At 69.6% G+C, this 16955-nt stretch carries 17 protein-coding genes; 5 read left to right on the top strand and 12 right to left on the bottom strand.

Translation table 11 applies throughout. The features are described 5' to 3' along the window. Positions 1 to 16: 16 nt before the first annotated feature. Entirely contained in the window at positions 17 to 757 is a 741-nt protein-coding gene (locus ABD743_RS10755; RefSeq protein ID WP_344721445.1) for a FadR/GntR family transcriptional regulator, read from the bottom strand. A 151-nt stretch (positions 758 to 908) separates the two neighbouring features. Here ABD743_RS10755 and ABD743_RS10750 point away from each other — a divergent pair, with 151 nt between their 5' ends. Beyond that, on the top strand, positions 909 to 1277 hold the full coding sequence (locus ABD743_RS10750) for a DUF488 domain-containing protein (RefSeq protein ID WP_344721274.1): 369 nt from the start codon (positions 909 to 911) through the stop codon (positions 1275 to 1277). Between the two features lie 57 nt (positions 1278 to 1334). Here the strand turns inward: ABD743_RS10750 and ABD743_RS10745 are convergent, their stop codons facing one another. Both ABD743_RS10745 and ABD743_RS10740 read right to left on the bottom strand, forming a co-directional pair. Further along, positions 1335 to 1682: a DUF3040 domain-containing protein gene (locus ABD743_RS10745; protein WP_344721272.1), complete on the bottom strand. Its 348-nt coding sequence runs from the start codon at positions 1680 to 1682 to the stop codon at positions 1335 to 1337. 35 nt (positions 1683 to 1717) lie between these two features. Further along, positions 1718 to 1870, bottom strand: a complete 153-nt coding sequence (locus ABD743_RS10740; protein ID WP_344721270.1) for a hypothetical protein — start codon at positions 1868 to 1870, stop codon at positions 1718 to 1720. A gap of 570 nt (positions 1871 to 2440) precedes the next feature. Here ABD743_RS10740 and ABD743_RS10735 point away from each other — a divergent pair. Beyond that, a complete protein-coding gene (locus ABD743_RS10735) occupies positions 2441 to 4357 on the top strand; it encodes a sensor histidine kinase (protein ID WP_344721443.1) in 1917 nt (638 codons plus the stop codon). An 18-nt stretch (positions 4358 to 4375) separates the two neighbouring features. On the opposite strand, the gene ABD743_RS10730 is transcribed toward ABD743_RS10735, so the two are convergent. From ABD743_RS10730 to ABD743_RS10715, 4 genes are all read right to left on the bottom strand, one after another. Continuing rightward, entirely contained in the window at positions 4376 to 5362 is a 987-nt protein-coding gene (locus ABD743_RS10730) for a sugar ABC transporter substrate-binding protein (RefSeq protein ID WP_344721268.1), read from the bottom strand. Between the two features lie 261 nt (positions 5363 to 5623). Next, positions 5624 to 6790: an LLM class flavin-dependent oxidoreductase gene (locus tag ABD743_RS10725; protein ID WP_344721266.1), complete on the bottom strand. Its 1167-nt coding sequence runs from the start codon at positions 6788 to 6790 to the stop codon at positions 5624 to 5626. 225 nt (positions 6791 to 7015) lie between these two features. Beyond that, a complete protein-coding gene (locus ABD743_RS10720) occupies positions 7016 to 8377 on the bottom strand; it encodes an MFS transporter (RefSeq protein WP_344721264.1) in 1362 nt (453 codons plus the stop codon). 140 nt (positions 8378 to 8517) lie between these two features. Continuing rightward, positions 8518 to 9147, bottom strand: coding sequence for a TetR-type transcription factor C-terminal domain-containing protein (locus ABD743_RS10715; protein ID WP_344721263.1), 630 nt, complete (start codon positions 9145 to 9147; stop codon positions 8518 to 8520). A gap of 124 nt (positions 9148 to 9271) precedes the next feature. Between ABD743_RS10715 and ABD743_RS10710 the strand changes: the two genes are divergently transcribed. The 3 genes from ABD743_RS10710 to ABD743_RS10700 are packed head-to-tail and all read left to right on the top strand — an operon-like array spanning position 9272 to position 12691. After that, positions 9272 to 10150 carry a MaoC/PaaZ C-terminal domain-containing protein gene (locus ABD743_RS10710; protein ID WP_344721261.1) on the top strand — a complete coding sequence of 293 codons (879 nt, stop codon included), beginning with the start codon at positions 9272 to 9274 and terminating at the stop codon, positions 10148 to 10150. Then, positions 10137 to 10982: an alpha/beta fold hydrolase gene (locus ABD743_RS10705; protein WP_344721259.1), complete on the top strand. Its 846-nt coding sequence runs from the start codon at positions 10137 to 10139 to the stop codon at positions 10980 to 10982. The genes ABD743_RS10710 and ABD743_RS10705 overlap by 14 nt, the downstream gene beginning before the upstream one ends. After that, positions 10979 to 12691 (top strand): AMP-binding protein, encoded by a 1713-nt coding sequence (locus ABD743_RS10700; protein WP_344721257.1) that lies wholly within the window; start codon positions 10979 to 10981, stop codon positions 12689 to 12691. Before ABD743_RS10705 ends, ABD743_RS10700 begins: the two co-directional genes overlap by 4 nt. Here the strand turns inward: ABD743_RS10700 and ABD743_RS10695 are convergent. The 5 genes from ABD743_RS10695 to ABD743_RS10675 all read right to left on the bottom strand — a co-directional run bounded on the left by ABD743_RS10695 (position 12661) and on the right by ABD743_RS10675 (position 16897). Beyond that, entirely contained in the window at positions 12661 to 13629 is a 969-nt protein-coding gene (locus ABD743_RS10695; protein ID WP_344721255.1) for an NAD-dependent epimerase/dehydratase family protein, read from the bottom strand. The two genes, ABD743_RS10700 and ABD743_RS10695, sit on opposite strands and share 31 nt — an antisense overlap. Before the next feature lie 127 nt (positions 13630 to 13756). Beyond that, positions 13757 to 14770 (bottom strand): alpha/beta fold hydrolase, encoded by a 1014-nt coding sequence (locus ABD743_RS10690; protein WP_344721253.1) that lies wholly within the window; start codon positions 14768 to 14770, stop codon positions 13757 to 13759. A gap of 150 nt (positions 14771 to 14920) precedes the next feature. Further along, positions 14921 to 15352: a cupin domain-containing protein gene (locus tag ABD743_RS10685; protein WP_344721251.1), complete on the bottom strand. Its 432-nt coding sequence runs from the start codon at positions 15350 to 15352 to the stop codon at positions 14921 to 14923. A gap of 140 nt (positions 15353 to 15492) precedes the next feature. Then, positions 15493 to 16044, bottom strand: a complete 552-nt coding sequence (locus tag ABD743_RS10680) for a flavodoxin family protein (protein ID WP_344721249.1) — start codon at positions 16042 to 16044, stop codon at positions 15493 to 15495. 109 nt (positions 16045 to 16153) lie between these two features. Beyond that, positions 16154 to 16897: an SDR family oxidoreductase gene (locus ABD743_RS10675; RefSeq protein WP_344721247.1), complete on the bottom strand. Its 744-nt coding sequence runs from the start codon at positions 16895 to 16897 to the stop codon at positions 16154 to 16156. Positions 16898 to 16955 lie beyond the last annotated feature (58 nt).

The following is a 16955-nucleotide window of genomic DNA, read 5'->3' as shown; positions in this document are numbered from 1 at the left end:
TGGAGACTCCAGGGGGTCAGGCGTCGCCGCGGGTGGCGGCGTCGCTGGCGGCGGGGTTGAAGATCACGGCGTCGACCGAGGCGAGATGGGCCGTCATCGCCTGTGCGGCATGGGCGGCGTCGCCGCTCGCGATGGCGCCGAGCACCTCGCGGTGCTGCCGCAGCTGACCCTCTCGGGCCTGCAGCGAGCTCACCGCGTGCTGGTTGACCAGCAGCCAGAGCGGGTGCGTCTCGGCGTCGACGAGCTGACCGACGATGCCCGCTAGCAGTGAGTTGCCGCAGCCGAGCGCGAGGTCGGAGTGGAACCGCAAGCCCAGCTCCATGAAGCGGGGGATCCGGCCGGGCTCCGCAACGATCTCGGTGGCCTCGTCCAGATCGCGGGTGAGACCACGGAGACGGTCGGTGTCGATCCGCACGGCCGCGAAGGAGGCGACGACGGGTTCCAGCGCCCGGCGGGACTCGATCAGCTCGCGGGGTGCGACGTCCAGCGCGGATCCCTCGATCGCGGCAACCCCGGCATGCGGCCCGCGCACGTAGGTGCCGTCACCGTGCCGAACCTCCACAGCGCCGATGAGCTCGAGGGCGAGGACCGCCTCGCGCACCGTGGTGCGTGAGACGCCGAGCCGCGCCGCAATCTCGCGGTCGCCGGGCATCCGGATGCCGGGGACGTACTCGCCCGCTGCCATCGCGGTGAGCAGATCCTGCGCCACGGAGAGATAGAGGCGGGGCGCCCTCGGCTGGTCGGATTGGTCGGACATCTGCACCGCGAGAGGTTAAACCTGTCACCGCCTCGTGCGCCAGCGCCTGGCAGCGACGGCTGCCGAAGGGGCTCATCGCGCAGGCGGCGCCTCGACGTCGTCGGGCAAGGTGTGCCTCCGACTCCGACACTTGTCGAATTGGAGGTCACGCATGGACACCATCACCCTGTCCCGGGTCTACGACCACGAGCCTCACGGCGAGAGACGGCGTTACCTCGTGGAGCGGCTGTGGCCGCGGGGCATACGCCGCGAGGAGGTGGAGCTGGACGACTGGACGAAGGACGCCGCCCCCAGCCACGAACTCCGCACCTGGTTCGGCCACGATCCGCAGCGCTGGGAAGAGTTCCGCCGCCGCTACTTCGCCGAACTCGATGCTCGTCCTCAGGCCTGGCAACCACTGGTCGACGCCGCGAGCACCGGCGAGATCACCCTGCTCTACAGCTCCCGGGACCGGGAACACAACAACGCGATCGCTTTGCGGGACTACCTACTCGAGCGGCTGGCGCATCAGCGGGGCTGAGCACGCTCGCCCAGGCATCCGGGCCTCACACGGCCGGCGCACGAGAGCCCGCTCGCGTCACGGTGCCTCGGCGCCGAAATCGACCGGGGAGCGCATCGGCGGCGCATGGCGCACAGTGGGTTTCCAGTCGACCTCGTTGCGAACCTGTGCTCGCGATTCCACCGCCGTCCGCTCGGCTGTGTGCGACGCGTTCTTCGCGACGGTGCTCGGCGTGGTGGCATCGCCCATCGCCGCGGTTGTCAGCGCCACCAGGGCGAACACGGACAGCGCCAGGTAGCACAGCACGCTCCGGTAGGAGCGAGGGCGCACCGGACCAGCGAGCTTGCGGGCCAGCTCCGGGTCGCTTCTTCTCAGAGAATCCGCGATCTTGCTCAATCGGAGAAACTCATCGTGATCGAGGGCCATGAGTGCCTATTCCGATCGGTTGAGAGACCTGTTGGTCAGTCGTCGGTCAGCGCGGATTCCGTCCACTCGAGCGAAGGTCGGGCCGTCACGGTGACAGTGCCGCCACAGTTCCAGCAGCTGGGCTCCTTGACGGCATCGCGGCCTTCCACCTCACAGAGCCCGCAGAACCAGTGGGCCACGACCGCCATAGCTGCCACCCTTTCGTTCCCGCAAAGTCGATCGTTGTAGCGCAGAAGGACGTTCTGATCCCTCTCGGACAAGTGTCGGCGCGAGGTGGGCCAGGTACATCACCGCCAGCAGCCGTCACGATCTGCTGCTGACCGGAGTCATCGGACTCCTGCTGGTAGGTACATCCCGGGCCGAGTCGGGTTGCTCCGGCTCAGCCGGGTCGGGCCGCGGTGCACCCCCTGCCCGACCGCTCCCCACGACGCGCCCGCAAGGGGCTCGACTCCGACATACGGCCACCGCGGCGGCCCTCCGAACGGCGGAACGCCGGCTCACCGCTGCCGGAAATCGTCTCTGCCGACAGGCACTATCCATGCCCTGATCTGCGACAATGTCCGCTTGGTGAGGATGCCGTGTACGTACGTCGCGACTGCGCCCTCCGTGACTCACACCTGGCGGGCGATTCCTGTCGTGGAGCGCTCCTCCGCCATCACAGGCAGCACCTCCCGCTCCCCCGGGCCGAGAACGACGGGCAGATCGTCCCGTTCACCGCCGGGAGGTGAGCCGGCGTGCGTGGCAGCCTGACCGGCCGGATGATCATCGCCAGCGTGCTGCTCACACTGCTGACGAGCGCCGCATTCGCCGTGTTGCTGCTGGCGATCCGTGATCAGCGGACCTCGGCCCAGCTGGATCGACACTCCCAGGAGGTACTGGTCGCTGCGGCTCGGGTCGAGCGAATCCTTGTCGATATCGAAACAGGGACCCGCGGCTACTTGTTGACCGGCGATGACCGGTTCTTGCAACCGGCACACGCCGGCGAAGCCGATTTCGCACAGGCGAGCCGCGAGCTTGTCGACCTCACCGCCATTGCGGACCAGAATGAGACGCCCGGGCGGCTGACCTCGATCCACGTGTCAGGAACGGCACGGGCGATCAAGATCAAGGGCGAATCGTACATCAGGGACTATTTCCGCCCGCTCGTAGCGGCAGCGGAACGCGGCGATCCAGCCGCACGCAGCGTCGAGAACGCGCAGTTGGGCAAGACGAAGTTCGACGACATCCGGTGGGACTTCAACACACTGGAGCTCACCGAGCAGCGCGTCGCCGCCGAGCGTGACGACCGCGCGCGTGAGATCGCCAACCGGGCCACGATCGCCGCGATCGGCGGGTTGGGCGTCACCGTGGTGCTGGTCGGCATCTTCGCCGCCTACCTGAGCCGGGCGATCGCACGACCGGTCCGCCAGGCGTCCGCGACGGCGGAGCGGCTCGCGGGCGGAGACCTGTCGACCCGTATGCCGACGACCGGAGTCGCCGAGATCGGGGTGCTCGAGAAGTCCTTCAACACCATGGCAGGCTCGCTCCAGCGCAGCCAATCGGAGCTCGCCGATCTGCTCGCGGAACAAGCCGCCCTGCGCCGGGTAGCCACGGTCGTCGCCGAGGGCACCCCTCCGGAGAAGGTCTTTCCCGCGGTCACCGAGGAGGTGGCGCGGCTGTTCGACGTCGACGGCACGCGCTTGATGCGCTACGAGGCCGACGGCACGGCGACCATCGTCGCCAGTTGGGGCGACCCGACGATCGTCCCGGTGGGCACGAGGATCACGTTGGAGGGACGCAACATCGGAGCCCTGGTGCGCAGTAGCGGCAAGCCGGCGCGTATCGAGGACTACGAGGACGCTCCCGGCTCTGCCGCCGCGATCGCCCGCGAGAGCGGCATCCGTTCGACCGTCGGCGCGCCCATCATGGTGGAGGGGCGACTCTGGGGCACGATCAACGGCTTCACCAAGACGGACGCGCCGCTCGCTCCGGGCATCGAGTTGAGGCTCGCCGACTTCACCGACCTCGTCGGCACCGCCATCGCCAACGCCCAGGCGCGGGCCGACCTCACGGCGTCGCGAGCGCGCGTGGTGGCCACCACCGACGACATCCGCCGCCGCATCGAGCGCGACCTGCACGACGGCACCCAGCAGCGGCTCGTCTCACTCGTGCTCGAGTTGCGCAACGCGCAGGCCGACATCCCCGACACGCAGCCCGAGCTGAGAACCGAGCTCGCCGACATCGCCGACGGCCTGGTCGCCGCGCTCGACGACCTGCGGGAGATCTCCCGCGGCATTCACCCGGCGTTGCTCGCCACGAGCGGCCTGGGCCCGGCGCTCAAGATGCTGGCCCGCCGCTCGCCGCTCCTGGTGGAGCTCGACATCAACCTCGACGGCCGCCTCCCGGAGCATGTCGAGGTCGCGGCCTACTACGTGGTCGCGGAGGCCCTCACCAACGCCGCCAAACACGCGCAACCCACAGCCATATGGGTTGCGGCCGACGTGGTGGACGGCCGTCTGCGACTGTCCGTGTGCGACGACGGCATCGGTGGCGCAGATCCGAGCAAAGGCTCCGGGCTGACCGGGCTCACCGACAGGGTCGAGGCGCTCGGTGGAACGATCACCGTGCACAGCCCGCCGGGTGAGGGCACGGCGATGCACGTCTGGCTCCCCCTGGCTCCCGCCGAACCCACCTGACGGCGCCGACACGACCTGCTATTTCGCGGCCGAGACAATGCTGATGTTGGCCGGGGTCCCCACGACGGCCGCTGTCGGGATGAAGTAGTGGGGCGACGGCTTCTGCTTGTCGACCAGCGCGTTGTACAGCCAGACGATGGTGTCGTAGGACTGGCCGTAGGGGTCCTGGCCGATGGCCGCGTACATGTTGCCTGCCTTGATCTGGGCCACGTTCTCGGCGGTGAAGTCGAAGCCGATCACCTTGACCGTCGAGGTCCGGCCCGCAGACGCCACGGTCTGGGCCGCGATCTGCGGGTTACCGCCGGTCACGTAGATCCCGACGAGGTCTTTCGTGGAGCTCAGGTAGTCGCGTGTCGCTGACGCCACCCGGTCGGTCGACGTCTGGTACTCGACCCCTCCGTCAGCCGGGGTCACCCACGGGCAGTTCTCCTTGAGTCCGTCGAGGAACCCGCGCCGGCGCTCTTCGAGCGCCTGGAACGTGAACGACTCGGTCTCGACGCCGACGACACCGGGTTTACCCGGGCCTGCCAGCTTCTTCGTGGCGGTGCACATCAGTTTTCCCGCCTCCTTGCCGGCGGCACGAAGATCCTGGCCATGGAAGAAGAGAGCACCTGAGCTCTGCGCACAGGACGCATCGCCGTTGTAGGCCGCTACGAGCACGCCCCTGGCGTCTGCCTGCTGAATGTAGGTACAGATGCCGTCGCCGGGCATCAGCGCGGCAACGGCGTCGTATCCGTCGACGACGGCAGCGCTGATCGCGTCACCGATGTTGTCGACCGTCACATCGGTGCCGGCGTTGATCCAGTCGACCGTGCCGCCTGCGGCTTCGATCTTCGGCTTGACCGCGTCATATCCGGCCTTCACCTGCGCGAAGAACGGGTTGTTCTCGATCGCGATGATCGCAATCTTGACCGGCTCGGTGGGCTTCGTCGTGCTCAACGCCGGTCGCTCACCCTGCGGCGGCGCTGTCGGCGGCGCCGACAGCATGTTCGAGGAGTGCTTCACAGGGGTTTCCTGGGCAGTCGTGCACCCGGCAAGCAACGCTATCGCGGCAACCGCGAAGGTCATTGCTCGTTTCACCGGGACTCCCTGTCGATCGGCATGTCGGCCGCGGGTGAGTGCGGCTACTTCGATCGGGTGCTACCGGGCTAGCGACAAGCAGCTTAACCGCGCGCTCGCCGATATCGAAGATCGCCGCACACACCGGTTGGCCACCGCACACATGTCTGAACGTGTGTGCGGTGGCCACGAGGTGTGTGCGGCAGATCAGGACTGGCCTGCGTCGGCGCGCTCCTTGGCGTGCCGATCCGTCGCGGCCTGGATGGCGTCGCCATGGCGCTTGTCGAGCTCCTCCCAGCGCGACACCGCGTAGTCCGACGCCTTCTGCAGACGCCCGGCACTGCCCTGGAACCGCGGCTTCACATGGTTGGCGAACAGTTCGTAGCTCTTCAGCGTCGCCTCGTGCCGCGCCCACTCGTGGTGGATCAGCAGGTAGGAGCCGAAGCCACCGGACTGCTTCTCCAGCCGCTCGACCTGCGCGATGGCCTCGTCCGGCGTGCCGATCACCCCGAGCCCGGTCTCGTTGACCCAGGCCACCCGCTCCTCGAACGTCGTGCCCGCAGCCCGGAAATGCGGTGCCGCGAGGACCTTCTGGGTGTAGTCGCACCACGCGTCGAGGCCGTGGCGGACGTCCTCGATCGCCTGCTCCTTCGTCTCCGCGAGGTGCATCGGGCCGCAGAGCCGCCAGCCGGATCGGTCGGGGGTGTGCCCGAACTGCGGCGCCCGCTCCTGCATGACGTCCCAGTGCAGGGCCAGCGCATCGAAGCCGCCCTCGGGGGCCGTGGCACCCACCGACAGCAGACTGAGCCCGTTCTTCGCCGCCACCCGCGGACCCGTGGGGCTCGCGATCGCGGCCACGGCGATGTCGAAGTCGCTGTAGGGGGCGAACTGGGTCTGTGCGTCGACGAGGTTGTAGCGCGGCGTCTTGTGGGTGACCTTCTCCCCGCGAAGGATCGCCATGAGGACCTCGACGTCCTCCTCGAACGCACCGCGCAGATCCTCTAGCGGGATACCGATCATCGTCGCGTCCGTCGCGAGCGCCCCCGGTCCCAGACCGAGCATGAACCGCCCACGCAACAGCCGGTCGGTGAAAAGCGCACGATCAGCGACCCACAACGGGTTGTGGTACGGAAGCGACACCACACCGGTGCCGAGCTTGATGTGCCGGGTCTCCTGCGCGGCATAGGCGATGAAGATGAACGGGTCGGGAATCAGCTCGTGGCCACAGGAATGGTGCTCGCCGATCCACGCCTCGTCGAAACCGAGCATGTCCATGTGCCGGATGACGGCCAGGTCGCGCTCGATCGCGTAGGTGGGATCCTGGCCCACCGGGCAGTGGAACGGGGCCATGAACGTCCCGAACTTCAGTGCCATCTTCAGCTCCCTCGCTGGCCGGTCGGCTGTCCTCGCCGGCGGGGGCGCTTGTAGTGGTGCTCACCAGCACTGACGCGGTTACCGGCTGTTGGTCTCCACCCGCACCGATTATTACTGTCTGTCACGCCCTGCAGACGATCGTCGCAGATGTGCAGCGCCGCGGGAAGCCTGAACACGGCTCCGGCGTGACGTCCCGCTACGGGTGGCGCGCACCGGACGCACGAGTCATCGCGACGTTGCGGAGGCCGCGGCCAGGTCGTACGAGGTCTCGTAGAGGTTCCGGCGGAACCGTTCCTTGATCGAGGCCACCGCGACGAAGGTGATCACGGCCGTGGCGATGATGTACAACGCCACGGACCAGGACGCACCCGTGGCGGCGAGCAGCGCGGTCATGATGAACGGGGCCAAGCCGCCTGCGAACACCGACGCGAACTGATAACCGAGCGACGCCCCGGAGTAGCGGACGTCGGCAGGGAACATCTCGGCGTACAGCGCCGCCTGCGGCCCGTACATCATCGCGTGAATCGTGAAGCCGATGATGAGCCCGATCAGGACGACCGGAATCGAGCCGGTGTCCACAAGCCAGAACAGCGGGAACGCGAACACCGCCATGAGCACGGTGCCTGTCAGGTAGACGCCCTTGCGGTTGCCACGCCGGTCGGTGAGCGCGCCGAAGAACGGGATCGTGACGACCTGGGTGGCGCCGGCGACCATGACGCAGACCAGAATCGCGGTGCGGGACATGCCGACCTGCTTGGTCGCGTAGTCGAGCAAGCCGCTGATCAGGATGTAGAACGTCGCGTTGACGACGAAGAACGCGCCCGCGGCCTGCAGGATCTGCCGCCAGTAGCTACGCACCGCCTCCTGGAGAGGCGTCTTGCGCAGGCCTGCCTCGCGCCTCGACTCCGCGGAGTGCTGCTGCATCGCCCGGAACACCGGGGTGTCGGAGATCTTCAGCTGGACGTAGATGCCGATCAATACCAGGAGCAGACCGCTCAGGAACGGCAGCCGCCACCCCCAGGAGTCGAACTGCTCGTCGGACAGCGTCGCGGTGAGGATCAGGAAGAACGCGTTGCCCGCGACGGCACCGAAGATCGAGCCGGTCTGGATCAGGCTTCCGTAGAAGCCGCGGCGCTCGACGGGCGCGTGCTCGGTGAGCAGCAACGCCGCGCCACCCCACTGCGCGCCGACGCCGAGACCCTGCACGAGCCGAGCGACGACCAGCAGGATCGGGGCCCACACACCGATGCTCGCGTACGGCGGGAGCACGCCGATCCCGAACGTGGCGAGACCCATCACGAGCATCGCGGCGACCAGTGGGGGTTTGCGACCGAACCGGTCACCGATGTGTCCGGCGACGATGCCACCCAGCGGGCGGGCGAGAAATCCGACGGCGAACGTCGCGAACGCGGCGAGGGTGCCGGCGACCGGGTTCACGGACGGGAAGAACTGGTCGCTCAGGACGAGCGCGGCCGCCGTCGCGTAGATGAGGAAGTCGAACCACTCGAGCGTCGTGGCGAAGACAGCGGCCGCCGCGAGTCGGCCCATCTGCCTGGTGGAAGGGAGGTCGGCATTCTCTGAGCGCATCGCTGTCCACCTCCGGGCCGCACCGCTGCAGCGCCACGACGTCAACGTCAGTACGAACGATCGTTCAGACGATAATCACACGCGGGTGCGTCGAGCAAGAGCACGGAGCATCCCGGCCCGAGCGCGGCGCTTCGGGCCGATCAGTCGTGCCGCGGAAGCGGCGCCTCGACGAGCGCCAACGCGTAGCGCGCGTGCTGTTCGGCGAGCTGGCCGCGGGACAGGCGCCCGTCCGGTCGGTACCAGGTGGCGATGGCCGCGCACAACGAGAGGATGCTGCGGGCCGCATCGGCGGGATAGGGCGTGCGGAACTCCCCGCTCTCGACGCCCTGGGCGACGATCTGCTCGATGAGCGACTGGGTGTCGTCCCGCTCGGCGACCAGTCGCTCCCGGTCCGGACCCTGCAGGTAGCGGACCTCGCTGGCCGAGACAAGCATCGCGACCTGGTGGTCCACCACGAATCCGACGTAGGCGCGGACGGCGTCGCGCATCCGTGGGCTCGCGGCGTCGCCTGCGTCCTCCACCGCCCGCACCACCCGCGCGTACAGCTCGGTGTTGGCGTGCCGCAGCACCTCCGCGAGAAGGCGGGACTTGGAGGGGAAGTAGTTGTAGAGGTTCGACAGGCTGGTGCCCGCGCCGCGGGCGACGTCGCGCATCGACGCTCCGTTGAAGCCGCTGTTGCCGAATGCCTCGAGCGCCGCGTTGAGAATCGCCGCCTCGTTGCCGCGGCCGGTGTCAGCGATGAGGGCGGCGCCACGCGAACGGTCGATCACGTCAATCAGGCTATACCACACCTGCATGGTGGACTGCCGGGCTTGACCTGGGATCTTCCCGATGGTTCTGTAACTGACAAGAACGCTCGTTCATGTGGCGAGGACGACGTGGTCAGGAGGGCCAATGACACGCGGCCGAACCGCTCCGCCCCGGGCCCGAACAGGCGGGTACTTCGAGGACTTCGCTGTCGGGCAGCGGTTCACCAGCGAGCCCCGGACCGTCACGCCTGCCGATCTCGCCGACTTCACCCGGCTCAGCGGCGACGACCACCCCGTGCACACCGATCCCGGTTATCCCGGCGGCCCGATATTGCAGGGTCCTTTCGGACTGGCCGTCGCGATGGGGCTGCTGCAGTCCCTCGGACTGCACGGCGACCGCGCTGCCACCACCGTGCTGGGCCTGCTGGACACGCACTGGTCCTACCGCCGCCCGATACGGGTGGGCGACGAGCTCCACCTCGACCTGACGATCGTGCGGTGCCGACGTACGACGGCGGGAGACCGGGGCGTCGTCACCCGGCACATGATTCTCGCGGGCGCCGACGGCGAGACCCGGCAGGAGGGGACGACGTCCGTGCTGCTGGCCGCGCGGGAGCCGGGACCGGACCCGGTCGGCCGCGCGTTCGGCACGACCGGGTGGGGCGAGGCGCTCGCCGAGCGGCTGCGCGAGGGCACGGCCTTCGCCGAGGCGCTCGAATCATGGGACGGGACGATCGGACTGCGGGCCGGCGAGCACGAGGTGCACCTGCGGGTCTACCGGGGCACAGTGATCGAGGTGTCACGGCGGGCGGCTCTCGGCGCGACGTTCACCATGGAGGCCGACGAGCTCACCTGGACCGAGCTGGTCACCGCGGCGTCCAACGATTTCATGCGCCGCAGCATGTCCGGGCAGTTCGCGGTGCGCGGCAACGGATACGAATACCTGCGCCTGACCCCGGTGCTGAACCTGATGGCCGACGCGGCGCGGGCACTCGCACAAGAGGAGCAGCATGAACGGCAGTGACGGCATCGAGGCCGCGTACCTGCAGGTCGGGGGTTCGCTCGCGTTCGTCGAACAATGCGGAACGGGCATCCCGGTGCTGTGCCTGCACACCGCGGGGCAGAGCGGCGTGCAGTGGCGGCACGTCACTGGCGAGCTGGCTGCGCTGGGCTACCGCGCCGTGGTGCCGGACCTGCCCGGTCACGGTCGATCCGAGCCCGCTGTCGGTGGGCCGGTCACCGATCTCGGGGTCTACGCGGCATGGTGCGTCGAGCTGATCGAGCTGCTGGGGCTGGAGCGGCCCTTCGTGGTCGGCTGCTCCATCGGCGGCAAGACCGCTCTCGACATCGCGAGACGGATTCCCGATCGGCTCTCCGGCGTCGTCGCGATGGCCGCGGATGCCTGGACGGGCGGCAGGCCGAGCGTGCGCGGGTTGCGTCGCGAGCTGGCCGACGTCGCAGCGCCGAGCCGCAGCGACCGCACGTACCTCGGCACTCTCGCCGTCGTCGGACAGTCGGTGTCACCGCAGCGAGCTGAACTGATCGCGACCATGCACCGGCGGGAGGACCCCGCGGTCTCCCTGTCGGACCTGATCGCCTGGGCCCGCCACGACCTGCGCGCCGAGCTGCCGTCGATCACCTGCCCCGCGCACCTGGTCGTCGGAGCCGACGACCTGTGGGTCGACGCCGTCGACGTCCGCCGGGCCGCCGAGCGGATCCCCGACGCCCGCATGACCGAGCTCCCCGGCGTCGGGCACTACCCGATGGAGGAGATCGACGGCTTCGCCACGCTGCTCGATCGCTGGTTGCGTGCGCTCACAGAAGCCGCGACCGCGGCGCCGGCAGGTGCCCGATGAGCGCCCCGGACGTCGACGGTGCCGCCGTCGCGCCGCACGCCGTCCCCGCACACGCCCGGAGCGCCGACACGGCCGACCAGGTCCCCGCCGACCTGCCCGACCTGCTCGGCCGCCTCGCCCGCCGCGACCCGGATCGGATCGTGGCCCTCGACAAGGGTCGCGACGGAACGACGATTCCGGTGAGCCGGGGCCAGCTGTGGCAACGCACGCTGTCGCTCGCCGAGGAGCTGCGCACGAGCGGGATCGGGGCGGGAGACTGCGTAGCGGTGTGGCTGCCGAACTGGAGCGACGCGCTGACCTGGCAGTTCGCCGTCGCCGCCCGCGGGGCCCACGTCATCGGGATCAACACCCGGTACAACGTCGACGAGGTCACCCACGTGCTCGACCGGGCGCGGCCCCGGCTGGTCGCGTTGGCACACGACTTCCACGACCTGGACCTGCTGGGCCGCCTGCGCGACGCGGTCGCGCGGTCGACGAACCCGCCACCGGCGGTCGCCGTGGTCGCGGGGCCCGGGGTGCCTGCCGTCGCCGACCCGTCGGCGTCGGACGTCGGCGGTGGCGCCTGGGCTCCCGGAACTCCCGTCTCCGCACCTCCCGGCATCGACCGCTCCGACCCCGACGATCTCGTCGTCGCCTTCACGACCTCCGGCTCGACCGGGATGCCGAAGCTTGCCGCGCACCGCGGCCACGGGGTGCTGACGCACGCCGTCGCCGATGCCGCGACCATCGGCATCGACGAGGCCGACCTCATGCTCTGCGCGCTTCCGCTGTCGGGCGTCTTCGGCTACAACACCGCGATGGCGGCGCTGGCCGCGGGCGCGACGTGCGTGCTGCAGCCGGTCTTCGACGCCGACGCGGTGCTCGACGACATGGCCCACCACGGCGTGACGCACGTCGTCGGCGGTGACGACCTGGTGCTGCGGCTGGCCGAGGCGTGGAAAGCCCGTCCGCGCGACCTCTCCGCCTGGCGGTGGTGGGGCGTCGCCGACTTCCAGGGCCGCTCCCGCGAGCTCGCCGAGTGGGCCCGTGACGCGTTCGGCACCGCGACGGCCGGCGTGTACGGCTCGTCGGAGGTGTTCGCCCTGGCCTCGTTCTGGCCCCACGACGAACCGGCACCCGGCCGCTGGACCGGCGGCGGACGGGTGGTGCACGACGGGATCGCCGTGCGGGTCGTCGACCCCGTGAGCGGGGAGGAGCTCCCGCCCGGGCAGGAGGGCGAGCTGCAGTTCCGGGGGCTGAACGTGGTCGACGCCTACCTCGGCGACGACTCCGCGGCGACCAGGGCGTTCACCGCCGACGGCTGGTTCCACAGCGGCGACCTGGGCGCCCTCGTCGACCAGGGCGTGTTCGCTTTCGTCTGCCGGATGGGCGACGCGCTGCGGCTGCGAGGCTTCCTCGTCGACCCCGCGGAGATCGAGCGGCGGCTGGCCGAGCACCCGGACGTGCTCACCGCCAGGGTCGTCGGCATCCCCGGTCCCGACGGCGGCACCAGAGCGATCGGGTTCGTCGTGCCCGAGGAGGGCAGAGCGCCGGACCCGGCGGCGCTGCGGGAATGGTGCGCGGAGACACTCGCGCGGTTCAAGGTGCCCGACGCGGTACACCTCATCGACGCCATGCCGACGACGTCGGGAACGAACGGCACGAAGATCAGGGCGGCCACGCTGCGCGAATGGGCCCGTCAGAAATTCGAGGACTCCAGGTCGACCTGACCGTTGGCGACGAGCCACTCCAGTGCTTCACGCAGTGCCTCCAACGCGGTGTAGCGAGGGGCGTAGCCCAGCAGCGAACGTGCGCGCTCGATGCCGGCGCTGATCGAGCGGGAGACGTGCTCGCGAGTCGCGCCGGCATGCTCAGCACCGACCCGCGACACGAACGTGGGCCAGTCCACCAGTTCGAGCACGGGCTCCCGGCCGAACCATCCAGCCACGCCGTGCGCGAGACCACGCAAGGTCATCGCCTGCTCCGCGACGACATGGAAGCTCGAACCGATGGCCGCAGGGCGTGTCAACGCCCGCTCGAACGCCTGCGCCACGTCGTCGGCATGGACGTGATGCAGAACGCCGAGACCGAGATCGGGCAACGGAAGCGGCTCACCCAGCGCGAGGGCGCGCCACACACCCGGGTCGAGGTTGCCGGCCGGAGTGATCACCGGCCACCCGGGCCCGCTGATGTGGCCGGGGTGCAGCACCACACTCGGTACACCACCGCTGCGGGTTTCGCGGTGCAGCAACTCCTCGATCGCCGCCTTGCCGATGCCGTAGTCGCCCACCGGATTCCGCGGCTCGTCCTCGGTGACCGGCACGCGCGCCACAGGACCGTGCACCCAGATCGTGCCGCAGTGCAGCAGCAGCGGCCGCGTGGGCCGCAACGCCTCGACGAGCTGGGCCGCCGACTCGGCGGTGAAACACACCAGGTCCACCACGACGTCGGGTTCCAGGGACGCGACCCGCGACCCGAACGTCCCAGCGGCATCCTCCGCCTCCCGGTCGACGGTCACCCGCTCGACCCGCGACCACTCCGGCGCGTGGTGATAGGGCTCGCGTGTCCCGCGGCTGAGCGCAGCGACCTCATGCCCCGCCCGCACAAGTCGGGGGACCAGGTACGAGCCGATGTGCCCGGTGGCTCCGACGACCACGACACGGCTCATGTGGAACGTCCCGGCAGACGGTCCCTGCCGGTGTCACGAGGAGGCGTCACCACACGATCATGCACCCTGTCCGACGCAGATGGACGCCGGGTGAGCCGGCGTCGAATTGCCGGTCGCTGCCAATTCGTCAGAGACCCGCCGTGCGCTCGTCGTTTCGAGGGTCGTCGCCTTCTACCGCCTCGACCGCTCCGAGAAGGCTGCGGAGGCCGATCTCCTCTCGCTGGACCTCTATGGATTCGTACAGCCACTCGGCGCTCGCCTCCCCGACGACCTCCCCCGGGCCACTCGCCTCGGCCAAGTCCAGTTCGGCCTTGACCTCGGTCTCGAGCTCGCCGAGAAATGTGCCGTCGCCCGCCGGGTCGCTCATTTCTTCCTCCATGATGTGGTAGATATCCGACCTCGGTCGACAACCTGGATCGAGCCCCTCAACCGGCGGCCCCACCGCGTCGAGGATCGCCGCGGTCACCTGATCCGGTGCTCCGATGCTGATCGCGTGCGACGCGCCGGCGACCTCCCGGGTGCCCTTCGACTGCGCACGCTCGGCCATGAACCGCAGCAGCTCCACCGGGATGTTGCGGTCCTGGTCGCCGAAGACGAACCACGACGGCAGCTGCTTCCAGGCCGGCGCAGCCGTGGGGAGACCCTCGGCGAGCGCCACCTCGGTGACCGGGCGCTGGGTCAGCGCCATCAGCTCGGCCTCGGCTTCCGATCCATCGGCGACGAACTGCCGGTGGAAGTCCCCCGGCCGAATACGGAATTCGACGCCGGTCGGGACCGGGGAGGTCACGAGGACGTCGCCAAGGGTGCTGCCGGGAAATTTGGTCGACAGCTCGAACGCGGATTCCCCGGACTCAGGGGCGAATGCGGAAGCATAGACGAGGCCCACCACCGAATCGTTGCCCGCAGCCGCCTCCGTGATGACCATGCCACCGTAGGAGTGGCCGACGAGAACAACCGGCGTGCCGATGCCGGTGATGATGTCGCGGACGTACGCCGCGTCGCCGGAGACGCTGCGTAGCGGGTTGGCCACGGCGACGACGTCGACCGATTCGGCGCGCAGCCTGGTGAGTACCGGATTCCAGCTGGCGGATTCGGCGAAGGCGCCGTGGATCAGGAGCACAGTGACGGTCTGAGCGGGCATGTCTTCTCCCTCGATGATGGTTGTTCGGAAACCGGCGGCGGCCCGGACGGTCTCGCCGCGGGCCGCCGGGGGCTTCGGACCGGCCGTACTCGGTGATCCAGCACGCTGTCGGGTAGCGAGCCCTCGGTCAGCGAAGGCCTTGTCGTGTAATCACGGACGAGGGGCGCGGCGGGGCCGGCGTTCCTCGAGCTCCTCGGCGCTCACCGGGATCAGCATCGGCTGGCCGGGGACGCCGAACATGGTGACCACGAACCGGGACTCGGCGTCGGCGAGGTTGTTGCCGTCCTGGTAGTGGATCACGTCGCCGCCCGGCTCCCAGAACGTCTCGCCGGCACGCACGACACGCTCGGGCTCGCCCTCCAGCTCGAAGATCATCTCGCCCTGGATCACGTAACCGAAGGCGGGTCCGGTGTGCCGGTGAGGCGGGGTGCCGGCACTGCCCGGAGGCAGGGTGACGAGGAGCGTCATCGCCTCGGAGGGGTCGGGCACCGGCGGGGTCGGCACCGAGCCGACGACCTCGAACTTCGGCGGGGGCGTCGTCGCGTTCGGGTCCTCGATGTGGTGCGAGTGGTCGATGGTCATGAGTGCTCCCATTTCTCGGGCGGCGCCTGGCGAATCGCAGGCACCACCTAGGACAGGACGGCGCCCTCGTCCGTGACAGCAGGCCCTGGTTCGGCAGCCGGAAACGGCGGTGGACTGCGTCACACCGGGCCGGGCCGGGTTCATCCCGCGCTTCGACCGGGCTCCCGTCCACCCTCGGCCGCGGCACCGACGAGCAGCCGACGCGCGACCTCTGCGACATCTCGCCCGGTCTGCCGGGCGAGCGTGTACGCGTCGGCGCCCGCCGGCAGGTCCGTCGCGCGGGGTGCGAAGACGAGGACGCCGCCGAGGTGGGACAGCGTCTGGAACAGAGCGCTCAGCGTTGCCTCGCGCCCCCGGTGCAGCACGCCGTCGCCGGAGGCGAAGCCGGACCAGACGATCTTCCGCAGGCTGTCACCGCCCAGGACCTCCAGCGTCTCGACGAAGGACTTCAGCTGGGACGCGACGTTGCCGTACCGGCTCGGCGAGCCGAAGACCACCGCGTCCGCCCAGCGCACGTCGTCGGGCGTGGCGATGCCTTCGGTCGCACCGTCCCCCGGCACCTCGTGGTCGGCGACGCGCCGGACGCGGACGACAGCGCCCTCCTCCTCCGCACCGACGGCCACCTCCTTCGCCAGGCCCTGGAGGGCGCCCGATGCCCCGTGGAAGATGACCGACACCTTCGGCTGGTCCATGTCCGTGTCTCCTTGGCTGTGCGGGTAGATGTAGGCCCCGGCGGCGGTGCGGGCGCCGGGCAACCGCAGGTCATGAACGGCAGCCCAGCGCGGTGGTGGTGCGGCGCGACTACTGCTGCGCCAGCCACTTGTCGAAGGTGATCTCCCCGAGCTGGGCATCCGGACCGGGGAGCAGCGTCCGCTCGCCCAGCCGCACCCCGTAGTAGAGGGCCTGCTCGTCGGTGACGACCTCGCGCGGGTCGCCCTTCGCCGCAAGGCCCTTGCGCACCAACTCGTCGAGCCGGAACTGCTCCGGGCCACCGATTTCCTGGATCCCGTTCAGCGGCTCCCCCACCGCGACGCGAGCGACCGCGGCGGCGACGTCGTCGGACACCATCGGCTGGATGAGGGCAGACGGCAGACGGACCTTGCCGTCGACCATGCTGAAGTCCGAGATCGCCTTGACGAACTCGAAGAACTGGGTGGCGTGCACGATCGAGTACGCCCGGCCCGACTCGCGGATCAGCTTCTCCTGGACGATCTTCGCCCGGAAGTAGCCCGAGTCCGACAGCCGATCCGTGCCCACCACCGACAGCGCCACGTAGTGCCCGACCCCCGCCTTCGCGGAGTACTCGAGCAGGTTCGTGGTGGAGGTGCGGAAGAACTCCATCACCGGCTCGTCGGCGAACGACGGGGAGTTCGACACGTCCACGACTACCGCTGCGCCCTCGAGCACCTCCGCGAGGCCCTCGCCGGTCAGCGTGTTCACGCCGGTGTTCGGGGCGGCGGGCACCGCCTCATGCCCGTGCTCGTTCAGCTTGGCCACCAGCTTCGACCCGATGAGCCCGGTCCCACCGATTACGACGATCTTCACGACGAATCCCTCCATCCGAATCCCTGTACCGCCCGCCAGCTGCTGCGCGGGGCGGCGT

The organism is Pseudonocardia yunnanensis (genome assembly GCF_039534065.1).
In the GTDB taxonomy this organism is placed as follows: domain Bacteria; phylum Actinomycetota; class Actinomycetes; order Mycobacteriales; family Pseudonocardiaceae; genus Pseudonocardia; species Pseudonocardia yunnanensis.
The sequence above is the reverse complement of the archived record's forward strand: the minus strand, read 5'-3'. Positions and strand labels throughout refer to the sequence as shown.

Excerpts from the sequence above, each read along its gene's own strand:
- ABD743_RS10755 (WP_344721445.1), bottom strand. The coding sequence starts at position 757 with ATGTCCGACCAATCCGACCAGCCGAGGGCGCCCCGCCTCTATCTCTCC.
- ABD743_RS10750 (WP_344721274.1), top strand. The coding sequence starts at position 909 with ATGGACACCATCACCCTGTCCCGGGTCTACGACCACGAGCCTCACGGC.
- ABD743_RS10745 (WP_344721272.1), bottom strand. The coding sequence starts at position 1,682 with ATGGCCCTCGATCACGATGAGTTTCTCCGATTGAGCAAGATCGCGGAT.
- ABD743_RS10740 (WP_344721270.1), bottom strand. The coding sequence starts at position 1,870 with ATGGCGGTCGTGGCCCACTGGTTCTGCGGGCTCTGTGAGGTGGAAGGC.
- ABD743_RS10735 (WP_344721443.1), top strand. The coding sequence starts at position 2,441 with ATGATCATCGCCAGCGTGCTGCTCACACTGCTGACGAGCGCCGCATTC.
- ABD743_RS10725 (WP_344721266.1), bottom strand. The coding sequence starts at position 6,790 with ATGGCACTGAAGTTCGGGACGTTCATGGCCCCGTTCCACTGCCCGGTG.
- ABD743_RS10720 (WP_344721264.1), bottom strand. The coding sequence starts at position 8,377 with ATGCGCTCAGAGAATGCCGACCTCCCTTCCACCAGGCAGATGGGCCGA.
- ABD743_RS10710 (WP_344721261.1), top strand. The coding sequence starts at position 9,272 with ATGACACGCGGCCGAACCGCTCCGCCCCGGGCCCGAACAGGCGGGTAC.
- ABD743_RS10705 (WP_344721259.1), top strand. The coding sequence starts at position 10,137 with ATGAACGGCAGTGACGGCATCGAGGCCGCGTACCTGCAGGTCGGGGGT.
- ABD743_RS10700 (WP_344721257.1), top strand. The coding sequence starts at position 10,979 with ATGAGCGCCCCGGACGTCGACGGTGCCGCCGTCGCGCCGCACGCCGTC.
- ABD743_RS10695 (WP_344721255.1), bottom strand. The coding sequence starts at position 13,629 with ATGAGCCGTGTCGTGGTCGTCGGAGCCACCGGGCACATCGGCTCGTAC.
- ABD743_RS10690 (WP_344721253.1), bottom strand. The coding sequence starts at position 14,770 with ATGCCCGCTCAGACCGTCACTGTGCTCCTGATCCACGGCGCCTTCGCC.
- ABD743_RS10685 (WP_344721251.1), bottom strand. The coding sequence starts at position 15,352 with ATGACCATCGACCACTCGCACCACATCGAGGACCCGAACGCGACGACG.
- ABD743_RS10680 (WP_344721249.1), bottom strand. The coding sequence starts at position 16,044 with ATGGACCAGCCGAAGGTGTCGGTCATCTTCCACGGGGCATCGGGCGCC.